Origin of the sequence: Gloeomargarita sp. SRBZ-1_bins_9, assembly GCA_039794565.1 — a bacterium.
Lineage (GTDB): Bacteria > Cyanobacteriota > Cyanobacteriia > Gloeomargaritales > Gloeomargaritaceae > Gloeomargarita.
Window position 1 is genome coordinate 110,328 of record JAUQVX010000004.1, and the last position, 21,259, is coordinate 131,586.

Below are 21,259 nucleotides of genomic sequence, written 5' to 3' on the forward strand. Positions count from 1 at the left end.
GCCCGATCACCGCAATGATGACTACACCAGCAACCACTGCTCAGGATGGCCCCCTACGTACCTTTTTGGCCATTCCCCCGGATGCGGCAGCACGAGCCTATCTCATGCACCACCATCAGCGGCTGCGGGCGGCCACTGGGAGTGACCACGTGCGTTGGGTCCAACCGGAACAGTGGCATTTGACCGTGCGCTTTTTAGGGGATTTACGGCCAGCCCAGATTGAGGCTTTGATCGCAGCCCTGAATCAACAGGGGGTGCCGAGTACCCTGTCTTTAACCCTGACACCGCCCCAGGTTTTCCCCAACCGACGTCAGGCCCGGGTGATTGCCTGTCGGGTGCCCACCACGGCTGAGTTACAGGACCTGGTGCGTCGCACTGACCACTGCTTGCAGGCCATTGGTTTCCCCCCCGAAACCCGACCCTGGCGGGGCCATATCACCTTAGGGCGGCTGCGGAACCCCACCACTGTGCCTTCCCACCTGGCCTCCCCAAGACAACCCATCCCGTGGCAAGCCCAGGCCCTGGTGCTCTACCACAGCACCTTGACCCCGCAAGGTCCCCAGTATCGGGTTATGGCCGCCTGGTCATTTAGGGGGTAATCGCCCAGAGTTTGACCGTTTTATCAACGCTGCCGCTGGCCAGGAGTCGTCCGTCGGGGCTAAAGCTGATGCCATAGACCCAACCGGTGTGACCTTCCAATTGGGCGATTTCCCGACCCTGGCGCAAATCCCATAGGCGGATCACGTGGTCACGGCCGGCGCTGGCCACCCATTTTTCGTTAGGGTGCAGGGCAACAGTGAAAATCTCGCCGATATGGCCGGTCAAGGTGTGAACTACCTGGCGGGTGTTGAGATTCCAGTAGCGCAAGGTGGCATCCCGGCTGACACTGACAAAAGCTTGACCATCAGGGGCAAAGGCCAACCAGTTGACATCACTGGTATGTCCAGTGAAGGTGTGATGCAGTCGGCCATCGCGCCACCAGCGGATAGTTTGGTCCACACTGGCGCTGAGCAGGTCCTTGCCATCAGGGCTAAAGGCAACGTAAAGCACAATATTGTCATGCCCTTTAAGGATTTGGAGAGGGCGGCCATCAAGGTGCCATAGGCGTACGGTGCGGTCGTAACTGGCGCTGGCGAAGCGGTCCCCTTGGGGATGGATGGCAATGGCTGTTACCCAATAACCATGACCCCGTAACGTTTGTTGCTCCCGACCGGTTGTCAAATCCCAGATTTTGATCAACTTGTCCTTGCCGCCGCTAATGGCCGTGCGTCCATCGGGGGTGACGGCCAGCCCCAGCACCTCCTCCCTATGACCCACTAGCGTACGCACCGCCTGACCCGTGGTCACCTCCCACACCCGGATGGTCTTGTCTTCACTGGCGCTAAGCAAGTAGCGGCCGTCGGGGGTAAACACCACCGTATTGATGTAACCTGTGTGACCGGTCAGCGTTGCCTGCAGGCGGGCTGGCGTGGCCTTGGCAGCGGGTTGGGTTGCTAGGGGTCCAAAGTGGCGGGTGTACCCATAACCCAGGCCACCCAGGAGCACCAACCCTAGGCCCCATCCCACTAGCCCCCAGGGAAACCGCCGCTTTTGCAGGGCAAAATTACAGATTTCACAACGCAGCGCCTGGGCGGGATTGCGGTCGTAACCACAACGGGGGCAGCGGCGGTAGGGGTCAGCTCCTAAGGTCATGCCCATCTCCACAACCAACTATACCTGTAGTGTAGTTGTCCCGCCCGAATTCTTAAGAAGTTACAGTTCCCAAACGTGATCGGGGTTGGCCAACTGGGCCTGCACCTTTTGCAAATCTCCTAAATCCTTAAACGGCGCATTTTGGGCCAGGGTGATGAGGGTTTGTAAAAGGGCGGGCAACTGCTCGTTATCGCCCCGGGCCACCGCACAGTCTATCTGGGTCAGCAGGACTTGACAAATCTGACGGCGCTCAGCCAAGACCTGTTCGAGATAACCCAACAACAATTGACGCTTGGTAGCGATTTCGGCCAGGACAGCTTTTTCCCAAGCAGCAATCTGTTGGCGGCGCGTCACTTCCCGCTCGTAGAGGTTTTGATAGTCCTGATAGGCGGCGACCAGCCCATGCACCAGACTCAGCAGGTTAGATAGAGCAGCTGGAGCGTTTGGCGGAAACATCCCTAAGAGAGCTGCTGGGCATCCAGGAGGGGGGATTGCAGCAGTTCCACCAGCCCTTTGACCAGCAGAACGGCCTGCTGAAATACCACCGCATCCTGGGGCGGGTTGAATCCCCTCTCAATGGCCTGTTCCGGTTGGTCAAGGGCTTGTTGGCTGCTTTGATCCAGCTGTTGCACCAAGGCCATGAGTTCCCGGATACGCGGCTGAACGTCCGTTTGGAGCAAGTGGATGTAGGTCTCCATTTGGGCGATAGCGACCTGTACTTGCGCCGCATACTGCCGAGCTTGGGTGAGGGCTTCTTCCCCTTGGCCTGCCAGCAGCCGTCCGCCAACCAGCAGAGCCGGCCCCAAAGTCATCCCCCCCAAAATGGCGGAACCCAGCGCCATGCCACCACCACCGGCTGCCAAAGCGCCACCACCCAACCACGCCAGGGTCGCACTAGTCGCCGCTGCCCCACTCAGAGAACTGATAGCCGCCCCTGTGCTGGCTGTGCCTATTAATGAAGCCAGGGTAAAGGTGCCCCCTGCAGCAGCGGCAGCCGTACTGACCATGGACCCTAACATGGAGCCAGTTTGGATAACTTGGGCAATTGCTTCAGCCATCTCATCCCACCGGAGCGGCGCAGCTGACGGGCCAGTGATTGGCAGTCCCTGGAGAGTCTGTAGGTCCCGCACGGCCACCTGTTGTTGCAACCGTTTCGCCAAAGCCACAAACCGCTCCACCGTGTCCAGCAGTAGCGCCCGTGTATCCTCTGCACACCGGACCAGTTCCCCCTGTTTTTGCCGATACTGCTTCTCCGCCGCTTCTCTGCAGGCCTGGGCCTCCTCCAGTTTTTGCCAACCCGCCCATGCCTTAGCGGCTCCTTCTAAAGCCGTCCCTAGCGTCACCATCCCCATCACAACCGGCACCAGCACCATCAGGCCATCCCCCTTCGCGCCAACGTCCCCCCCCTAATTTACTATTAGGAAGTTTCAAGCGATGGTTCGCCGGCCAACAACTGCTCAAACTCCTGTTGCAACAAACTCTTTTCCGTGGTGTAAACCACCTGCTCTTCCGCGACAGCCGTCTGGGCAATGGCGAATTGGCGAGCAGCCGCCAACTTTTGTTGCACAGGGGGTTCGTGGAGCAAGCGCGTGCGAGCTTGGCGTATCTGGTTACGGCGACGGATGCGCTGATTAACCCACTGCAACCACAGATAGCGCCCCGCAGGAATCGCCAAGAACAAAATGGCATAGCCCAACAGAAAGCTATAGATGCCCTGGATAAACCCCAGAAAACCCGTCGTTTGAGCTTGCACCACCGGGTCCGCCAACAAAGAACCCAGCACCAGCGAACCCCCCAAATACAACCCCCCCAAACTGGCGGACAAAACATTCGCCCCCAAACCCGCCTCATTGAAGGGCCAATGCTTTTCTTCCAGATAGGGCGCCACGTCCCGTTTGGGGCGTTTAGCAGCCACCCGCTGCAAATCGGGAAAGCGATATACCAGTCCCCCCTGGGGCGTCACCTCAGGATAGCCATTGAATTTGGCCAATACCGGCAGCATGTAATCCTCCGACTCCAAAGCCTCCGGGGACACCTCATCCAAATAAGGCAAAATCTGCTCCCCCACCACCACCCCATCCTGGTTGCGAATCACCTGGGCAATCAAGCGCCAGCGCCGCTCCTCTAAATCCCCATTGGGGTTGCCATCGCCAAACAAAAAGGCAAACACATTTTCCAGGAAGCCCCGCCGGTTTTCCGATGATGACTGAGCGCGCCGGGGTTGGTAGTCATAACTCAGCCAGAACACATCAAAGGGACTGAACCAGAATCCACCCCCAAAACTCATGCCACCGCCATAACTTTCACCCCGGCGACCGTCCCCATCGCGGCCACCACTGCTGCTAATAACCACCAGAGCCACGCCGATGGCAATCAACACCAAGACGATGGAAACCACCAACACAATCCCAAAGGAAATGCGAATCAGGTAAAAGACCAATCGCCAGACTTGTTGCAGGATTCCCCGCACCCGCGCCGCCAAGGACCGCTGCAATAAGATAACCCGCAAATTGGGGCTAAATTTGTAGAGAATCTCCCCGCTTTCGGAAACCACCAAGTGGCCCAGGGTCAAACTGGCTAAATTCGCCAATTCCCGGTTGACAATCGGTAAAGCCAAACCCGTTTCCGCTGCCACATCCGCCACCGTCACCTGGTGATGGAGGTTTTCAACAGCAGCAATGACCCGGGGATCAGGCAGCATCCGTATCATCGTCAAACCCTTCGTTATTTTAACAAATCGGTCCCGGATAGCCCTGGCGACCCTTTGATTTATCCCGAGGGAACCCCCATCGCCGAAGGACGTCTATAGCCGACCAATGACTCCATGGTGGTTTTGCATATGTTGGTATCCAGGCCCCCTAAACCCCCCTTTTTGACCCTCCTGCGTCCCTGGTTAGCTCTGTTGGGGTGGGGACTGATGGGTTTACCGGTGGGGGCGCAAACGGAAGTGCCCGTGGCAATTATCTCCCACCAGATGCGCCGGACCAGTACCGGTTCCATCCTAGTAGTGGGCGAAGTCCGCAATACTTACCCGCAACCCCTGTGTTTTGTACAGGTGGACATTCAGTACCGGGATGCCCAGGGGAGACCGGTGGGGGTGGACCGGTTGACCGCCAAAGAAGCGGGGGTCATGGCCCTCGACCAGGTGATGGCATCCCGTGGCGTGATTCCCCCAGGAGAAACGTCCCCCTTTGTCCGCATCCGAGATGGCCGCAAAATCCAGGGACCCGTCCAGTCCGCCCGCCTGACCGCTAAGGGGTTACGCCTGCGGGGGTCCGTCAATGGGGCGGCCACCATAACCAACCTGCAAATCCAGCGCCAGGGCAACGACTTCCGCCTCCGGGGCACCTACAACGCCACCGGTCGCGCCCCCAACAAAAATCCCGAAGTCATCGCCGCTGGTTACGACGCCCAAGGCCAAATCCAAGTGGTGTCCACCTTAGCCCTGACCGACGACGGCACCTGGCGTGGTCAACCGCTAAAGCAACTGCGCCCCGGTCAACGCCAACCCTTTGATTTCACCCTGAGCAACCCAACTGGCAACGTGACCCAGGTCAAGGTATTTCCCTCCTTTGCCTGCGAATGACCCTAAAGCTGGGCCACCGCCAGAGAACGTAAGCGCGCCCGTTTTTTTGCCTGGTGGGCCGCCATCCGCTCCAGTACATCCACCAAAAAACGGGTTGCCTCCACAATGTAGGGACCCTTGTTGAGCATCACGCACTCAGCCCGCTCGCTCATCACCGCATCCGAGACCTCCGCCCGGGACGGCATCCCCGTTTTGGCCATGGACTCCAGCACCTGAGTCGCCCAGATGACCGGCACATGGGCCGCCTCGCACAGCCAAAGAATTTCCTCCTGCACCTCCGCCAGGCGCTCAAACCCCACCTCCACCGCCAAATCCCCCCGCGCCACCATCACCCCCACCGGCGGTCGCTCCAGACTTGCCAGCAGTAACCACGGCAGGTTCTCGAAGGCCTGGGCATTTTCGATCTTAAGGATGATACCCACGTGGTCCGCCTGCAAACGGGTAAGTTCTTGGGTCAAGGCCTGGACATCCGCCGGCTTGCGCACAAAGGATAACCCCACCAGGTCAATATGGGGCGCCAAAATGGCCAAATTTTCTCGGTCCTGGTCCGTCAGCGCCGGCAACGACAACTCCGTATCCGGTAGATTGATCCCCTTTTCCGGCTTAAGCGCATCGCCGCCCGGGCGCGTGGTGGTGATCTCTAGCCGCAGGCGTTGCCCCTCCTTGGCCAACACCCGCCCCCCCACCTTACCGTCGTCAAACCAAATCCGCTGCCCCGGTTGCACCGCCGCCAACGCCTCCCCCAACGTACAGGGCACCACCGGGGGACGAGCCGTTGGGTCTGCCCTGTCCGTCTCCGGCACCAGGAGCAATTCATCCCCCACCTGCACCGGAATCCCTTCGTAGCGGGGGGGCAAAAAGCCGATTTCCGCCGTGGCCGCCACCGGTTGCCCCTGATGCCAAAGCCGGAGGGACAACCCCGTTTCCAGGTAAACCGTCCGTTGACTGGCGACCTGGAGAGCCTCCGCCTCCTTGGCCACCACCACCAGAGACCGCCGCCGTCCCGCCGCATCCTCCAAGGCAATGGCATCCCCCACCTGGGCCTGGGCCACCAAATCCCCCTTGACGGGCACCACCGTACCGGCTAGGGTAGCCGCATCCGCCCCTTCCGCCACCAACCAAAACCGCGCCGGCGCCAGCACCCGACCCCGCAAATCCCGCTTAGGACGCAGCTTCAGCACCGGCACCCCCGGCCAGGTCCCCGTGCGCAACTTCGGACCAGCCATATCCGCGCATATCCTACAGGGGCGACCGATTTGCCGTTGGGCCTGGCGCAAATGCTCAATCATCCGCAACCAAACCGCCGGTTCATCGTGGGCGCAGTTAATGCGCATAATGTCCATCCCCTCCGCTAAAAGTTGCGCCACCAGGGCCGGTTGCGTAGCTGCTTCCGTCGGCATGGTGACCATGATGTGCCGATGGCGACCGGCAGGCAATTCCCCAAATAACTCCCGGCTGTGGTCCCGCAACAGACGCTGACCCTCCTGGAAATTCACCGGCGGCGTCACCCCCTCCCCCCGATACACCCGGCCCGCCAGACAATGCAAAGCCCGCAAAACCTGTTCCAGCGTGTGGAGCGTATGGGCTTCACAGCGTCCCAGGGAACTCAACCCCAACGCCGCCAGCTCATCTTGCAAAGGCCGGACATCGTGCTGGCGCAGAGCCAAATAATGCAAAAGATTGCGGGCGCTAGGTTGATAGGACGGTGCCACTCGAGCCACCACATCCCGGTAGGTCGTTTCCAAATGCAGAGCGTGGTCCCGCAGTTGGGTCACCTGGTCAATTAAATCGGCCAAAGACGCAGCCATGATTCACTGAACACCATTGCCTTATTCGTTCATTATAGCCCGCCAAATTCGCCTTCCCGCCCCATAAAATTAACAATAAATTTGGTTTTGTGAGTGACTACCATGTCCACAGGAATAGAAACGTTGGTCCAGGGCGTGACAGCCCTCACCATGCTAGGATTAATCGGCCGACCGGGGTTACCGGGACAACCCTTGATGGAGATGTATTTAGCGCTGGCGGGGCGAAAATTGCCACCAGGACTGGAGCTGGGCGCCCTGTATATTGTGTTGTTTTGGTGGTCCCATAATCTGGCGGGTATTCCCCTGGCCTATGGCTTAGGTTTTCGTTTGCTGCCGACCTGGGTTCCCCTATCTTTTGGTGCGTGCTGGGGGGTGACCGTCATCAGTTTTTTTGCCTGGACCTTGGTTTGGTTTACAGTGGGCTATCGCCTTGCCTTCAATGAAGCAGTGAAAAACGGTTATCGTCCCCCGGCGCGCCGTTTATAACCCCTGCAATTGCCGCTGCCAAACCGCCGGCGATTGTCTGGTATCTACCGAGCGCACATAGACCTGCTCCTGTTGGGTAAACGGTTCCCATTCCGCCAGTTGTTGGGGCAACAAATCCGCCGTGGCATCGGCAATATCCCCTGTCCGTTGTTGCAATCGCTCCCGCAGAATTTCCACCGGCGCGTGGGTATGAATAATATACACATCCACCGGCAAGTCTTTGACTGCCTCTAACACTTCCCCCCGGGAGCGCACCCAGTCGTACTTAGCATCCAAGACCACCGACTGGCCCTGGCGCAGCAATTCCACCCCCAAGCGCAATAACTCGCCATAGGTACGTGCCGACATCTCCGACGTGTATATCTCCGGCCCCCCCCGCTGGTACAGGGGCACACCGGCCAAGTGTTTGCGCACCGCATCCGAACGGATGTGAATCGCCCCATAGGTCTGGCCCAGATAGCGCCCCACCGTAGATTTCCCCGACCCCGATAACCCCGTCATCAAAAACAACTTCGGTCGGGTGGGCTGGCTGTAGCCGTAGGCCGCTTGGTAGTAGTCCATGGCCCAGTTTTTCGCCGCTTCCTGTAGGGATGGGGGTGCGCCCGAGTCACTGGCCAAAAAAGAATTCACCTTCGCCCGGACATAGGCCCGCACACTGCAATAAAAAGGCAGCAACCGCACCGCCAGATAATCCCCCGTCTGTTCCACATAGCGGTTCAAGAAAGCATAGGCCAAATCCCGTCGTCCGCGAAACTGCAAATCCATCACCAAAAACGCCACGTCGTAGATCACATCCGTCAGGCGAAATTCATCGTTAAATTCAATGCAGTCAAACACACAAGTCTGCCCCTGGAAAAAACAAATGTTACCTAGGTGCAAATCCCCATGACACTCCCGGATTTTCCCCTGCTGCTGCCGCTCAACAAACCAGTCAGCGTGATCTTGGAGATAGCGGTCTGTAAACGCCTTGGTGGCCTGAAATAGCGGCTCCAAACCCCAACGTTTCACATAGGGCAGCGTGGCCTGATAATTGCCCTCCACCACCCCTTGGATCACCGGGAGTGACCCAAAAGCGGTGATGTAGGCGTTGGTCGCCGCCATCTGATGGAACTGGGCAATTTGGTCCCCTAGTTTCTCTAGGTCCTGCACCGTCAACCGCCCCTGTTCAAAACAGCGCAGCCACAGGTCATCCTGGTCAAACTGACGCATCTTCACCGCATAGTCTATGACCGTGCCGCCGTCGCCCAAATGGTACCGCCCCTGGGCATCAACCGTGATGGGGACCACCTCCAGATAAAGCTGGGGGGCTAGCCGTTGGTTTAACCGCACCTCCTCCTGGCAAAAATGGCGGCGTTTTTCCAGGGTAGTGAAATCCAAAAACCCAAAATTCACCGGCTTTTTCACCTTATAGGCGTAATTCCCTGTCAAAACCACCCAGGAAATGTGGGTTTGCTGCACCTGGATGTCCCGCACCGGGTGGGGATAAAAATCCGGCTGCTGCAGCCGCTGGATCAAGGGGGAAAACGACTCAGCCATGCACCACCAGCACTGAACAGGGGGCGTCGGCCACCACCTGGGCGCTCACCGACCGCTGCAAAATCCGCTCCACCCCCGTCAACCCCCGACTGCCCACCACAATAAGTTGGGCACCGCAGCGGGCTGCCCACCGCACGATTTCACTGGCCGGGTCGCCCACCAGCATTTCCACACTACAAGGGCAAGGGACAACCTGTCGACATTGGTCCAAATAGGTGGTTAAATCCGGTTGGGGCTGGGGGACATCCGCAGGCCGGTCCGGGTCCGGGGGCGGTTGGACATACACCAGATGGACCTGACCGTTGGGGTCCAGGCGCAACCACTGCAACCGCTTGATCACCGCCCTGGCGATTTCCGAACCGTCCACCGCCACCACCACCGTCTTTAGCATTCCGCCTGCAACCGCACCCGCACCGACTCGGCGTGGGAATGAAGCCCCTCCGTCTCCGCTAAGACTATCACAGCTTCGCCCAGTTGCCGTAGGGCCTCCGCCGACGCACAGACAAGACTGCTGGCTTTGAGAAACGTTTCCACCCCCAGGGCTGAACTGTAGCGGGCCGCGCCGCCGGTAGGCAGAGTGTGATTGGGACCGGCCAGGTAATCCCCCAGGGCCTCCGGCGTATGGTGCCCCAAGAAAATGGCCCCCGCATGGCGAATCTGGGGCAACAAATCCCAGGGTTCCGCCACCGCCAACTCCAAATGCTCCGGCGCAAATTCGTTAGCCAAACTCGCCGCCTGCTCCAACGACTCCACCACCACCACCAACCCATAATGGGCGATGGACTTTTCCGTCAACAGACGCCGGGGATGGTGCTCCAGTTGCTCCGCCACCGCCTGCACCACCTGCCGGGCCAAATCAGCATCGGGCGTAAGCAAAATAGCGGCCGCCATCGGGTCGTGTTCCGCTTGGGCCAGTAAATCCGCCGCCACGTGCTGGGGTTGGGCCGTGCTGTCGGCGATGATCAGCACTTCTGATGGCCCTGCCAGGCTGTCAATCCCCACCCGGCCATAGACCTCTTTTTTCGCCAGCGTGACGTAAATGTTGCCCGGACCGGTGATCACATCCACCGCCGGGATGGTCTCCGTGCCAAAAGCCAGCGCCCCAATCGCCTGCGCCCCGCCGATGCGATAGATTTCCTGCACACCGCACTCCTGGGCCGCCACCAGCACCGCCGGATTGACGCTTTTGTCCGGTCCGGGGGGTGTGACCATGGCAATCCGGGAAACCCCCGCCACCTTGGCCGGAATACAGTTCATCAATACCGTACTGGGATAGGCCGCCCGCCCGCCGGGGATATAAATACCGGCCCGCTCCACTGCTGTGTACCGCTTGCCCAGGACCATGCCATCCGGAGCAAAATGCACCCAGGTCTGGGGTACCCGCTGCCGGTGAAATTCCGTAATCCGCTGGTGGGCTAAACGGATGGCCGCCAATAACTCCGGCGAGACCTGCTGGTAGGCCGCATCCAACTCCGAACCGGAGACCAGAAATTCGCCTGGGGTCAGGTCCACCTGGTCAAACTGGCGCGTGTAGTCCACTAGGGCCTGGTCGCCCCGTCGTCGCACTTGGGCCAGAATCTCCCGCACCTGCTCCGCCTGCACCTGGGTGTCCGCCAAGCGTTGACTGATGCGCCCCAATTCGGCTCGGGCTTCGCCCCCGTGGGTGACAACACGTAACATATCGGGCTGACCCCCGCTGCTGCTCTTTTCCCTGTTGTAGCTCAAATGGCCCGCAAAACAGCGGCCTTGGTTAAGTCCTGTTAAAAACTGTCCCAGATCATGCCTTGGCCCTTGACAACCTAGGGTGGTATCGCTTATGTTAATAAAGCGCTTTCGTGCTCCTGACCATGACTGCTAGTGTCATGGCTAGGGGAAGGGGTTGTTAGTGGGGTAACGGGTGTGGCTAACACCAAGTCGGCCATCAAGCGGATCAAAATTGCGGAACGGAATCGCCTGCGCAATAAGGCCTATAAGTCGGCTGTCAAGACCTTGATGAAAAAGTGTTTGTTGGCGATCCAAGCGGGGGATGTGCAGGCGGGGGAGCTGGCGATGCGGGCTGCCTACAGCAAGATTGACAAGGCGGTCAAGCGGGGGGTCCTTCATGCTAACAATGGTGCCCGTAAGAAGGCGCGCTTGGCCCGCCACTTAAAACGGTTGTTGGCGCAACAATCAGAGCAAGCTGCTGCTTCGGCCTAGTATGCCGCCCTTGGTTGATACCCATGTTCACTTGAACTTCCCGGAGCTTGCCGGTGAGTTACTCCCCTTACGGGCGCGCTGGCAGCAGGCGGGGGTGGTGGGGCTGGTGCACTCCTGTGTAACGCCGGAGGAGTTTGGGGCCATTCAGGCGCTAGTGCAGGAGTTACCGGAGTTGGTCTGTGCGGTGGGGTTGCATCCTTTGGAGGCGCACCGGTGGAGTGTCCAGGTGGGACGGGCCATCGAACAGGCCATTTGCTGGGGGGACCGGGTGGTGGCGGTGGGGGAAACGGGGCTGGACTTTTACAAGGCCACGAACCGCCAGGAGCAGGAGCGGGCGTTTTGGGAGCAGTTGTTGCTGGCTCAGGGCCATGACCTGGCGGTGATCATCCACTGTCGGGAGGCGGCGGCGCCGATGCGGGAGTTGCTGGGGCGGTTTTGGGCTTGCCATGGCCCAGTGCGGGGGGTGATGCACTGTTGGAGTGGAACACCGGAGGAGATGCAGTGGTTTTTGGAGCTGGGGTTGTTGATCAGTTTCAGCGGCATTGTCACCTTCAAGAATGCCCGGGCGGTGCAGGCTTGTGTGCCCCTGGTGCCGGCGGACCGCTTGCTGGTGGAGACGGATTGTCCTTTCTTGGCGCCGGTGCCCTACCGGGGTCAGCGCAATGAACCGGCCTACGTCCTGCCAGTGGCAGAAAAGGTGGCGGCCCTGCGGGGTGAATCCCTGGCGCGGGTAGCCCACCAGACGACCGATAACGCCAGTGGGCTGTTTCGGTTACCGGTTGCGGTGGCATAAGGTGGCATAAAAGGTTGTTTCGGGGGAGATGGTGATGAGCGCAAATATGTTCCTGCTGCCGGATTTGATCGAAATCCAACGGGCTAGCTTTCGCTGGTTTTTGGAGGAGGGGCTGATTGAAGAGCTAAAAAACTTCTCGCCTATTACGGATTACACGGGTAAGATTGAGCTGCATTTTCTCGGGGAGCAGTACAAGCTCAAGCGCCCCAAATATGACCCGGAGGAGGCCAAACGCCGGGATGCGTCCTACGCGGTGCAGGTCTATGTGCCGGCCCAATTGCTGAATAAAGAAACGGGGGAAATTATTACCCAGGAGGTGTTCATCGGCGACTTGCCTTTGATGACGGACCGGGGCACGTTTATTATCAATGGGGCGGAGCGGGTGATCGTCAACCAAATCGTCCGCAGCCCGGGGATTTACTACAAGGAGGATAAGGATAAAAATAACCGCCGCACCTACAGCGCCAGCTTGATTCCCAGCCGGGGGGCCTGGCTGAAATTTGAAACGGACAAAAACGACCTGATGTGGGTGCGGATTGATAAGACCCGTAAGTTATCGCTGATGGTGCTCCTGAAGGCGATGGGGTTGTCGGATAGCGAGATTTTTGACAACCTGCGGTATCCCGACTACCTGCGCAAGACGATGGAAAAGGAGGGCAACCCCACGGAGGAGGAGGCGCTGCTGGAGCTGTACCGCAAGTTGCGTCCCGGGGAACCGCCGACGGCTAGTGGGGGGGAACAGTTGCTCTATGCTCGCTTTTTCGACCCGAAGCGCTACGACCTGGGGAAAGTGGGGCGCTACAAGCTCAATAAGAAATTGGAGTTGGCGGTGCCGGAGGATATCCGGGTGCTGACCAAAGACGATATTCTCAAGGCGGTGAACTATCTCATCAACCTGGAGCATGGGATTGGGGAGATCGATGACATTGACCACTTGGGTAACCGGCGGGTGCGCTCGGTGGGAGAGCTGCTGCAAAACCAGGTGCGGGTGGGCCTGAATCGCCTGGAGCGGATTATCAAAGACCGGATGACGACGGCGGAAAGTGAGCGCCTGACGCCGGTGAACCTGGTGAACCCTAAACCCCTGGTGGCGGCAATTAAGGAGTTTTTCGGCTCGTCCCAACTGTCCCAGTTCATGGACCAGACCAATCCCCTGGCGGAGTTGACCCACAAGCGGCGTATCAGTGCCCTGGGGCCGGGGGGCTTGAGTCGGGAACGGGCGGGGTTTGCGGTGCGGGATATTCACCCGTCCCACTATGGCCGGATTTGCCCCATCGAGACGCCGGAGGGTCCCAACGCGGGGTTGATCGGTTCCCTGGCAACCTACGCCCGGGTGAACCAGTATGGGTTTATCGAGACGCCCTTTTACCGGGTGGAGCATGGGCGCATTCGGCGGGATTTGCCTCCGGTGTACATGACGGCGGACCAGGAGGATGAGCGACGGGTGGCGCCGGCGGATATTCGGGCCGATGCGGATGGGAATATTCTGGACCCGATAGTGACGGTGCGCTACAACCGGGCGGTGACCCAGTGCGAGCGCCATGAGGTGGAATTCGTGGCGGTGTCGCCGGTGCAGGTGGTGTCGGTGGCCACATCGCTGATTCCTTTTCTGGAGCACGACGATGCCAACCGGGCCTTGATGGGGTCGAATATGCAGCGCCAGGCGGTGCCCCTGCTCAAACCGGAGCGGCCTTTGGTAGGAACAGGGCTGGAGGCCCAGGCGGCTCGGGACTCGGGGATGGTCGTCGTCAGCCGCACGGACGGGCAAGTGACCTACGTGGATGCGGAGCGGATCCGGGTGCGCACCCCCCAGGGGCAGGAGATTGAATACGAGTTGCAAAAGTACCAGCGCTCCAACCAGGACACCTGCATTAACCAACGGCCCCTGGTGTATGTGGGGGATAGGGTGCAGCGGGGACAGGTGCTGGCGGATGGGGCGGCCACGGAGGGGGGCGAGCTGGCCCTGGGACGGAACGTGCTGGTGGCCTACATGCCCTGGGAGGGCTACAACTACGAGGACGCCATCTTGATTTCCGAGCGCCTGGTGGCGGAGGACGTGTACACCACCATCCACGTGGAGAAGTACGAAATCGAGGCGCGCCAGACGAAATTGGGGCCGGAGGAAATCACCCGGGAAGTTCCCAACGTAGGGGAGGATGCCCTGGCCCAGTTGGACGAAAACGGCATTATCCGGGTGGGCGCCTGGGTGGAAGCGGGGGACATCCTAGTGGGCAAAGTTACCCCCAAAGGGGAGTCGGACCAACCGCCGGAGGAAAAACTCCTACGGGCTATCTTCGGGGAGAAGGCGCGGGATGTGCGGGATAACTCCCTGCGGGTGCCCAACGGGGAAAAGGGCCGCGTGGTGGGGGTGCAGGTCTTTAACAAAGACTTTAAGGACGAGCTGCCCCCGGGGGTGAATATGGTGGTGCGGGTCTATGTGGCCCAGAAGCGCAAGATTCAGGTGGGGGATAAGATGGCGGGGCGCCACGGCAATAAGGGGATCATCTCCCGGATTTTGCCCCGGCAAGACATGCCCTACCTGCCGGATGGGACCCCCATTGACATCGTGCTCAATCCCCTGGGGGTGCCGTCGCGGATGAACGTGGGTCAGGTGTTTGAATGCATGCTGGGGATGGCGGGGCTACACCTGGGGGTGCGGTTTAAGCTGGTGCCCTTTGACGAGATGTACGGCCCGGAGGCCTCCAAGCGGCTGGTGCACCAGAAGTTAAAAGAAGCGGCCCAAAAGACGGGCAAGTCCTGGTTGTTTAACCCGGAACACCCGGGCAAGGTGAAGTTGATCGACGGGCGCACGGGGGAACCCTTCGACCGGCCGGTGACGGTGGGCTGCGCCTATATGCTCAAGCTGGTGCACCTGGTGGACGACAAGATTCACGCCCGCTCCACGGGTCCCTACTCCCTGGTGACGCAGCAGCCCTTGGGGGGGAAAGCCCAGCAGGGGGGCCAGCGCTTTGGGGAGATGGAGGTGTGGGCGTTGGAGGCCTTTGGGGCAGCCCATATCCTGCAGGAGCTGCTCACGGTCAAGTCGGACGACACCCGCGGGCGCAACGAAGCCCTCAACGCCATTGTCAAGGGGCGACCGATTCCCGAGCCGGGTACGCCGGAGTCCTTCAAGGTGTTGATGCGGGAGTTGCAGTCCCTGTGTATTGACATTGCCGCCTACAAAAACATCGAGGACGAGGAGACGGGGGAAACCCGAGTGGTGGAGGTGGATTTGATGAGTGACCCGCCTAGCTCCCGCCGCATTCCCCCCCGCCCGACGGCCTACGAGTCCCTGGGCCAAGACGACGATGAGACCTGATGCCATTGCCTGGAGGTGAACCCATGACACGCGGCGATTCCCATCATTTTGATTTCGTCAAAATTGGCATTGCCTCCCCGGAGCGGATTCGCCAGTGGGGGGAGCGCACCCTGCCCAACGGTCAGGTGGTGGGGGAGGTCACCAAACCGGAAACGATTAATTACCGCACCCTGAAACCGGAGATGGACGGGCTGTTTTGCGAGCGCATCTTCGGCCCGGTGAAGGACTGGGAGTGCCACTGCGGTAAGTACAAGCGGGTGCGCTACCGGGGCATTGTCTGTGAGCGTTGCGGGGTGGAGGTGACGGAATCCCGGGTGCGGCGGCATCGCATGGGCTATATCAAGCTGGCGGCGCCGGTGACCCATGTGTGGTACCTCAAGGGCATCCCCAGCTATATCTCCATCCTGTTGGACATGCCCCTGCGGGATGTGGAGCAGATCGTGTACTTCAATGCCTATGTGGTGCTCAACCCCGGCAATGCGGAGAACCTAACCTACAAGCAATTGCTGACGGAGGACCAACGGCTGGAGATCGAGGAGGAACTCTATCGGGAAGATAGCACCCTGCACGGGGTGGAGATTGGCTTTGGGGCGGAGGCCATCAAGCGCCTGTTGCAGGATTTGGACCGGGAGCAGGACGGGCGGCGGGGGCTGGAAATTGAGGCGGAAAACCTGCGCCAGGAAATTGCCGTCGCCAAGGGTCAGCGCAAACCCAAGCTGATCAAGCGGCTGCGGGTGATTGACAGCTTCATTGCCACCGGCGCCAAACCGGAGTGGATGGTGCTGGATGTGATTCCCGTGATCCCGCCGGAGTTGCGACCGATGGTGCAATTAGACGGGGGCCGTTTTGCCACGTCGGACCTGAACGACCTGTACCGCCGGGTCATTAACCGCAACAACCGCCTGGCGCGTTTGCAAGAAATCATGGCCCCGGAAATCATCATCCGCAACGAAAAACGCATGTTGCAGGAGGCGGTGGATGCCCTGATCGACAACGGGCGGCGGGGTCGGACGGTGGTGGGTCCCAACAACCGCCCCCTGAAATCCCTGTCGGACATCATTGAGGGGAAACAGGGGCGCTTCCGGCAAAACCTGTTGGGGAAACGGGTGGACTACTCGGGGCGGTCGGTGATCGTGGTGGGGCCGAAGCTAAAACTGTATCAGTGCGGCCTGCCCCGGGAGATGGCCATCGAGCTATTCCAGCCCTTTGTCATTCACCGGCTGATCCACCTGGGGATCGTCAATAACATCAAGGCGGCCAAGAAGAAAATCCAGCGGGAGGACCCGGAGGTGTGGGAGATTCTCCAGGAGGTGATTCAGGGTCACCCCATCCTGCTCAACCGGGCGCCGACGCTGCACCGTTTGGGGATTCAGGCCTTTGAACCCATCCTGGTGGAGGGGCGGGCGATCCAGTTGCACCCCCTGGTGTGTCCGGCCTTTAACGCCGACTTCGACGGGGACCAAATGGCGGTGCATGTGCCCCTATCCTTGGAGGCCCAGGCGGAGGCGCGGATTCTGATGCTGGCGTCGGGGAATTTGCTTTCGCCGGCGACGGGGCAGCCCATTGTCGCACCCAGCCAGGATATGGTGTTGGGGGCCTACTACCTTACGGCGGAAAACCCCCAGCCCCAAAAGGGTACCGGTCGGCATTTTGCCAACATGAACGATGTCATCCTAGCCTACGAGCAGAAGCAGGTGGATTTACACGCCTGGATTTGGTTGCGCTATGACGGGGAGGTGGAAATGGAACCGCCGGACAAGAAAAAGGGTATCGGTGAAGAAACCCTGATCCGCACGGAAACCATCAACCGCAGCGACGGCCTGGTGGAAACCTGGGAAATTTACGGCCAGAAGCGCCGGGGCGACCGGATCCACGAGACCCGCAAGATTCGCCGCACCAGCAATGGCTACTCAGTGCAGTACATTCACACCACTCCAGGCCGGGTGATTTTCAACAAAACGATTCAGGATGCGCTCGCCAGTCACATCTAGCACGGAGGTTTGACCATGAATCAGCCCGTACCCCGTCCCCTGTTTCGCAACAAGGTCATTGGCAAAAACCAGTTGAAGGAGCTGATTGGCTGGGCCTACAGTCGTTACGGCACTGCCCGCACAGCCATCATGGCCGATGCCATCAAGGAAATGGGGTTCCGCTACGCCACCCAGGCGGGGGTGTCCATCAGCATTGACGACCTGCGGGTGCCCCCCACCAAGCAAGCGCTGTTGCAACAGGCGGAGGAGGCCATCCAGCAGGCCAAGGAGCGCTACGACCGAGGGGAAATTACCAAGGTGGAGCAGTTTCAAAAGGTGATTGACACCTGGAACGCCACCACTGAGACCCTGAAAGACGATATGATGCGCCACTTTGAGGAAACGGACCCCCTGAACTCGGTGTACATGATGGCCACGTCGGGGGCGCGGGGGAATGTTTCCCAGGTGCGGCAGTTGGTGGGGATGCGGGGGTTGATGGCCGACCCCAACGGGGAAATCATCGAGCAGCCCATCAAGGCCAATTTCCGCGAGGGGTTGACGGTCACGGACTACATCATCTCGTCCTATGGCGCCCGCAAGGGGTTGGTGGATACGGCCCTGCGCACGGCGGACTCGGGGTATCTGACCCGGCGGTTGGTGGACGTGGCCCAGGATTTGATCATCCGGGAGGTGGACTGCGGCACGGAGCGGGGTATCTGGCTGCGGGCGCTGGAGGTGGGGGAAAAACAAATTCCCCTGCAGGAGCGGCTGCTGGGGCGGGTGGCGGCGCGCGATGTGGTGCATCCCCAGACCGGAGAGGTGCTGGTGGCCCGCAACCAGGGCATCAACGCGGAACTGGCCAAGGCAATCGTCCAAGCCGGGATCACGGAGGTGATGGTACGGTCCCCCTTGACCTGCGAGGCCAGCCATTCCATTTGTCAAAAGTGCTACGGGTGGAGCCTGGCCCACGGGCAGATGGTGGACTTGGGGGAAGCGATTGGTATTATTGCTGCCCAGTCCATCGGCGAACCGGGGACCCAGTTGACGATGCGTACCTTCCACACCGGGGGCGTGTTTACGGGGGATGTAGCAGAGGTGGTGAAAGCGCCGGTGGCCGGACGGGTGGAGTTGCCGGCGGAGGTGCCAGCCCGTCCCTACCGCACCCGCCACGGGGATGAGGCCCTGCTGCTGGAGGGGGATGTGACGGTGCGGGTGGTTGGGGAGACGGAGACCCGGGAGTTACCCCTGGCCAAGGGCACGATCCTGCTGGCGTCGCCGGGGGCCACCGTGAAAGCAGGCCAAGCGGTCGCGGAAAAGCCCACCACCAGTCGAGTGCGCCGCACCACCGAGAAAGCCACCAAGGATGTGTCCGCCGATATTCCGGGGGAAATTTACTGCGTGGATTTGGCCACCGAGGACAAGCAGGACCGGCAGGGGGGCGGCGATGGAGCGACGATCCGCATGGTGCAGCGCTCGGGCCTGATCTGGGTGCTGGCCGGGGAGGTCTATAACCTGCCGCCGGGGGCGCAACCGGTGGTGCAACCGGGCCAAGTGATCGAGGCGGAAACGGTGCTATCCCAAATGGACCTGGTGAGTGAACATGGGGGTTTGGTGCGCCTCAGCCTAGGGGAAAACCACCGGGGCAGCCGGGAAATTAAGATTATTACGGCGTCGGTGCTGCTGGACCAAGCCAAGGTGGTCAAGGAAACCAAGCAGGGCAGCGAGCACTATGTGTTGGAGACCCGCACCGGCCAGCGGTTTGCCCTGAAGGTCAGCCCCGGCAGTAAGGTGGCCAATGGGGCGGTGGTGGCGGAATTGGAGGACAACCGCTATCGCACCCAGACCGGTGGGTTGGTGCGCTACAGTGCCGGCTTGGAGACGGTGCGCCGGGGTCGGGCCAAGCAGGGGTACGAGGTGGTGCGGGGCGGCACGTTGCTCTGGATCCCTGAGGAAACCCATGAAGTCAACAAGGACATTTCCCTCTTGCTGGTACAACCCGGCGAGTACGTAGAACCGGGTACGGAGGTGGTCAAGGATGTCTTTTGCCAGAACGCTGGCGTGGTGGAGGTGGTGGAGAAAAACGACATCCTGCGGGAGGTGATCATCAAGCCGGGGCAGGTGTTTCTGGTGGACGACCCCAACCTGGCCATCCAACGGGACCAGACCTTCGCCCATCCGGGGGAAACGGTGCTGCCGGGCTTAACGGTCAACGAACTGACCTACCTGGAGTATGTGGAAAATACGCCCCAAGGTCCCATCCTGCTGTTGCGGCCGGTGGTGGAGTACACCATCCCCGATGAGCCGCCGGTGCCCAGTCAAGAGGCCACCCACCAGGCCGGCGCCGGGATTCGCCTGCGGGCGGTCCAGCGGTTGAGCTACAAGGATGGGGAGCGGGTCAAGGCCAAGGACGGGGTGGAACTGTTGCGCACCCAATTGGTGTTGGAAATCGGCGAGAATGCCCCCCAACTGGCCGCCGACATTGAATTTGTCCCCGACAGCCGTGATCCCTCCATCAACCGGTTGCAGTTGGTGATCCTGGAAACGCTGGTGGTGCGGGCCGATGAAGAAGCCGACCAGTTACAAGGGCGCACCTACACCCAAATCCTGGTGCAGGATGGGGAAAAAATTGGCCCGGGAGCGGCGGTGGCCCGCACGGTGATGCTCAGCCGTACGCCGGGGTACGTAGGGCGGATTGTCCAGGAGAGCGGTTCTACCCGCAAGCTGGTGGTGGTGACGGCGGAGGACCAGTTTGCGGTTGCCCTCCACGGCCAGACTCCCCGGGTGCAGGTGGGACAAATGGTGCGGGCAGGGGACGAACTGGCCCCAGGTATCACCACTCCCGAATCGGGGCAGGTGTTGCGGCTGGACAACGACCAGGTGACCTTACGGCTGGCCCGGCCCTATCTGGTGTCGGCGGGGGCGACGGTGCATGTGGCCCACGGTGACTTGGTGCAGCGCAACGAACGCCTGTTCACCCTGGTATTTGAGCGGGTGAAAAACAGCGACATCATCCAGGGGTTGCCGCGGATTGAGGAATTGCTGGAGGCCCGCAAGCCCAAGGATGCCTGCTGTCTGGCCCGGCGACCGGGGGTGGTATCGGTGACCCGCAACGAGGACGAGACCTTTACCCTGAAACTGACGGCCCAGGATGGCAGCGTCACGGAAATCCGCACCGAGCCGGGGCAAAACCTGCTGGTCAGCGATGGGGAAGCGGTGGAAGCCGGACAACCCCTGACCGATGGGCCGGTGGACCCCCACGACCTGTTGGAGTTGTTCTACGAACTCTACCGGGAGACGGAATCCCCCTACGAGGCCTGTCGCCGCAGCTTGGAAAAGGTACAGACCTACCTGGTTAACGAGGTGCAGGGGGTGTACCGCAACCAGGGGATTGAAATTGCCGACAAGCACATTGAAGTCATCGTGCGCCAGATGACCTCCAAGGTGGTCATTGAAGATGGGGGCGATACGATGCGCTTGCCCGGCGAGATGATGACCCTGCGGGAAATCGAAAGCCTGAACAATACCGTACCCGGTGCGCCTGCTCAATACCGGCCCAAGCTGATGGGGATTACCAAGGCAGCCCTAAACACCGACAGCTTCATCTCGGCGGCCAGTTTCCAGGAGACTACTAAAGTCCTAACGGAGGCGGCCATCGAGGGGCGGGTGGACTACCTGCGGGGTCTCAAAGAAAACGTGATCATCGGGCGGCTGATTCCGGCGGGTACGGGCTTTTTTGCCGAGACGGCCAGCGCCTATCGCCCCCGGGCGGTGGAGTTGCCCGATGCCCAGGAGGATGCCCACGTGCTCAAGGAGGACATGGTGGATGATTCCACCGACCCCCGCCAGGTGCTGATGGATAGCGACGACGCGTAA

At 60.4% G+C, this 21,259-nt stretch carries 14 protein-coding genes and 1 pseudogene; 7 read left to right on the forward strand and 8 right to left on the reverse strand.

What is annotated here, in order from left to right; all coding sequences use genetic code 11:
• Nucleotides 1-14 precede the first annotated feature (14 nt).
• A complete protein-coding gene (gene thpR / locus Q6L55_05855) occupies nt 15-599 on the forward strand; it encodes an RNA 2',3'-cyclic phosphodiesterase (GenBank protein MEN9258238.1) in 585 nt (194 codons plus the stop codon).
• Here the strand turns inward: thpR and Q6L55_05860 are convergent.
• Genes Q6L55_05860 through Q6L55_05875 form a run of 4 tightly spaced genes read right to left on the reverse strand, consistent with a single transcriptional unit; the run spans nt 589 to nt 4,393 of the window.
• Nucleotides 589-1,692, reverse strand: a complete 1,104-nt coding sequence (locus Q6L55_05860) for a WD40 repeat domain-containing protein (GenBank protein ID MEN9258239.1) — start codon at nt 1,690-1,692, stop codon at nt 589-591. The two genes, thpR and Q6L55_05860, sit on opposite strands and share 11 nt — an antisense overlap.
• A 60-nt stretch (nt 1,693-1,752) precedes the next feature.
• Nucleotides 1,753-2,148 carry a hypothetical protein gene (locus Q6L55_05865; protein ID MEN9258240.1) on the reverse strand — a complete coding sequence of 132 codons (396 nt, stop codon included), beginning with the start codon at nt 2,146-2,148 and terminating at the stop codon, nt 1,753-1,755.
• A gap of 2 nt (nt 2,149-2,150) precedes the next feature.
• Entirely contained in the window at nt 2,151-3,065 is a 915-nt protein-coding gene (locus Q6L55_05870) for a hypothetical protein (protein ID MEN9258241.1), read from the reverse strand.
• Nucleotides 3,066-3,109: 44 nt separating this feature from the next.
• Complete coding sequence (locus Q6L55_05875) at nt 3,110-4,393, reverse strand: hypothetical protein (GenBank protein ID MEN9258242.1); 1,284 nt, start codon at nt 4,391-4,393, stop codon at nt 3,110-3,112.
• Nucleotides 4,394-4,564: 171 nt separating this feature from the next.
• Here Q6L55_05875 and Q6L55_05880 point away from each other — a divergent pair, with 171 nt between their 5' ends.
• Nucleotides 4,565-5,278 (forward strand): hypothetical protein, encoded by a 714-nt coding sequence (locus tag Q6L55_05880; protein MEN9258243.1) that lies wholly within the window; start codon nt 4,565-4,567, stop codon nt 5,276-5,278.
• A gap of 2 nt (nt 5,279-5,280) precedes the next feature.
• On the opposite strand, the gene Q6L55_05885 is transcribed toward Q6L55_05880, so the two are convergent.
• Nucleotides 5,281-7,086: a pyruvate kinase gene (locus Q6L55_05885; protein MEN9258244.1), complete on the reverse strand. Its 1,806-nt coding sequence runs from the start codon at nt 7,084-7,086 to the stop codon at nt 5,281-5,283.
• Nucleotides 7,087-7,188: 102 nt separating this feature from the next.
• Between Q6L55_05885 and Q6L55_05890 the strand changes: the two genes are divergently transcribed.
• Nucleotides 7,189-7,572, forward strand: coding sequence for a hypothetical protein (locus Q6L55_05890; protein MEN9258245.1), 384 nt, complete (start codon nt 7,189-7,191; stop codon nt 7,570-7,572).
• On the opposite strand, the gene Q6L55_05895 is transcribed toward Q6L55_05890, so the two are convergent.
• The 3 genes from Q6L55_05895 to hisD are packed head-to-tail and all read right to left on the reverse strand — an operon-like array spanning nt 7,567 to nt 10,788.
• The gene (locus tag Q6L55_05895) at nt 7,567-9,108 is read right to left on the reverse strand and encodes an AAA family ATPase (GenBank protein MEN9258246.1); all 1,542 of its coding nucleotides are present in this window, start codon (nt 9,106-9,108) and stop codon (nt 7,567-7,569) included. The genes Q6L55_05890 and Q6L55_05895 overlap by 6 nt on opposite strands.
• A complete protein-coding gene (locus tag Q6L55_05900) occupies nt 9,101-9,499 on the reverse strand; it encodes a universal stress protein (protein MEN9258247.1) in 399 nt (132 codons plus the stop codon). Before Q6L55_05900 ends, Q6L55_05895 begins: the two co-directional genes overlap by 8 nt.
• A complete protein-coding gene (hisD, locus tag Q6L55_05905) occupies nt 9,493-10,788 on the reverse strand; it encodes a histidinol dehydrogenase (GenBank protein MEN9258248.1) in 1,296 nt (431 codons plus the stop codon). Before hisD ends, Q6L55_05900 begins: the two co-directional genes overlap by 7 nt.
• Before the next feature lie 219 nt (nt 10,789-11,007).
• Here hisD and rpsT point away from each other — a divergent pair, with 219 nt between their 5' ends.
• From rpsT to Q6L55_05925, 4 genes and pseudogenes are all read left to right on the forward strand, one after another.
• Nucleotides 11,008-11,304, forward strand: coding sequence for a 30S ribosomal protein S20 (rpsT, locus tag Q6L55_05910; protein MEN9258249.1), 297 nt, complete (start codon nt 11,008-11,010; stop codon nt 11,302-11,304).
• Between the two features lies 1 nt (nt 11,305).
• A complete protein-coding gene (locus Q6L55_05915) occupies nt 11,306-12,097 on the forward strand; it encodes a TatD family hydrolase (protein MEN9258250.1) in 792 nt (263 codons plus the stop codon).
• A 28-nt stretch (nt 12,098-12,125) separates the two neighbouring features.
• Entirely contained in the window at nt 12,126-15,416 is a 3,291-nt protein-coding gene (gene rpoB, locus Q6L55_05920) for a DNA-directed RNA polymerase subunit beta (GenBank protein ID MEN9258251.1), read from the forward strand.
• Nucleotides 15,417-15,439: 23 nt separating this feature from the next.
• A pseudogene (locus Q6L55_05925) lies at nt 15,440-21,259 on the forward strand (DNA-directed RNA polymerase subunit beta').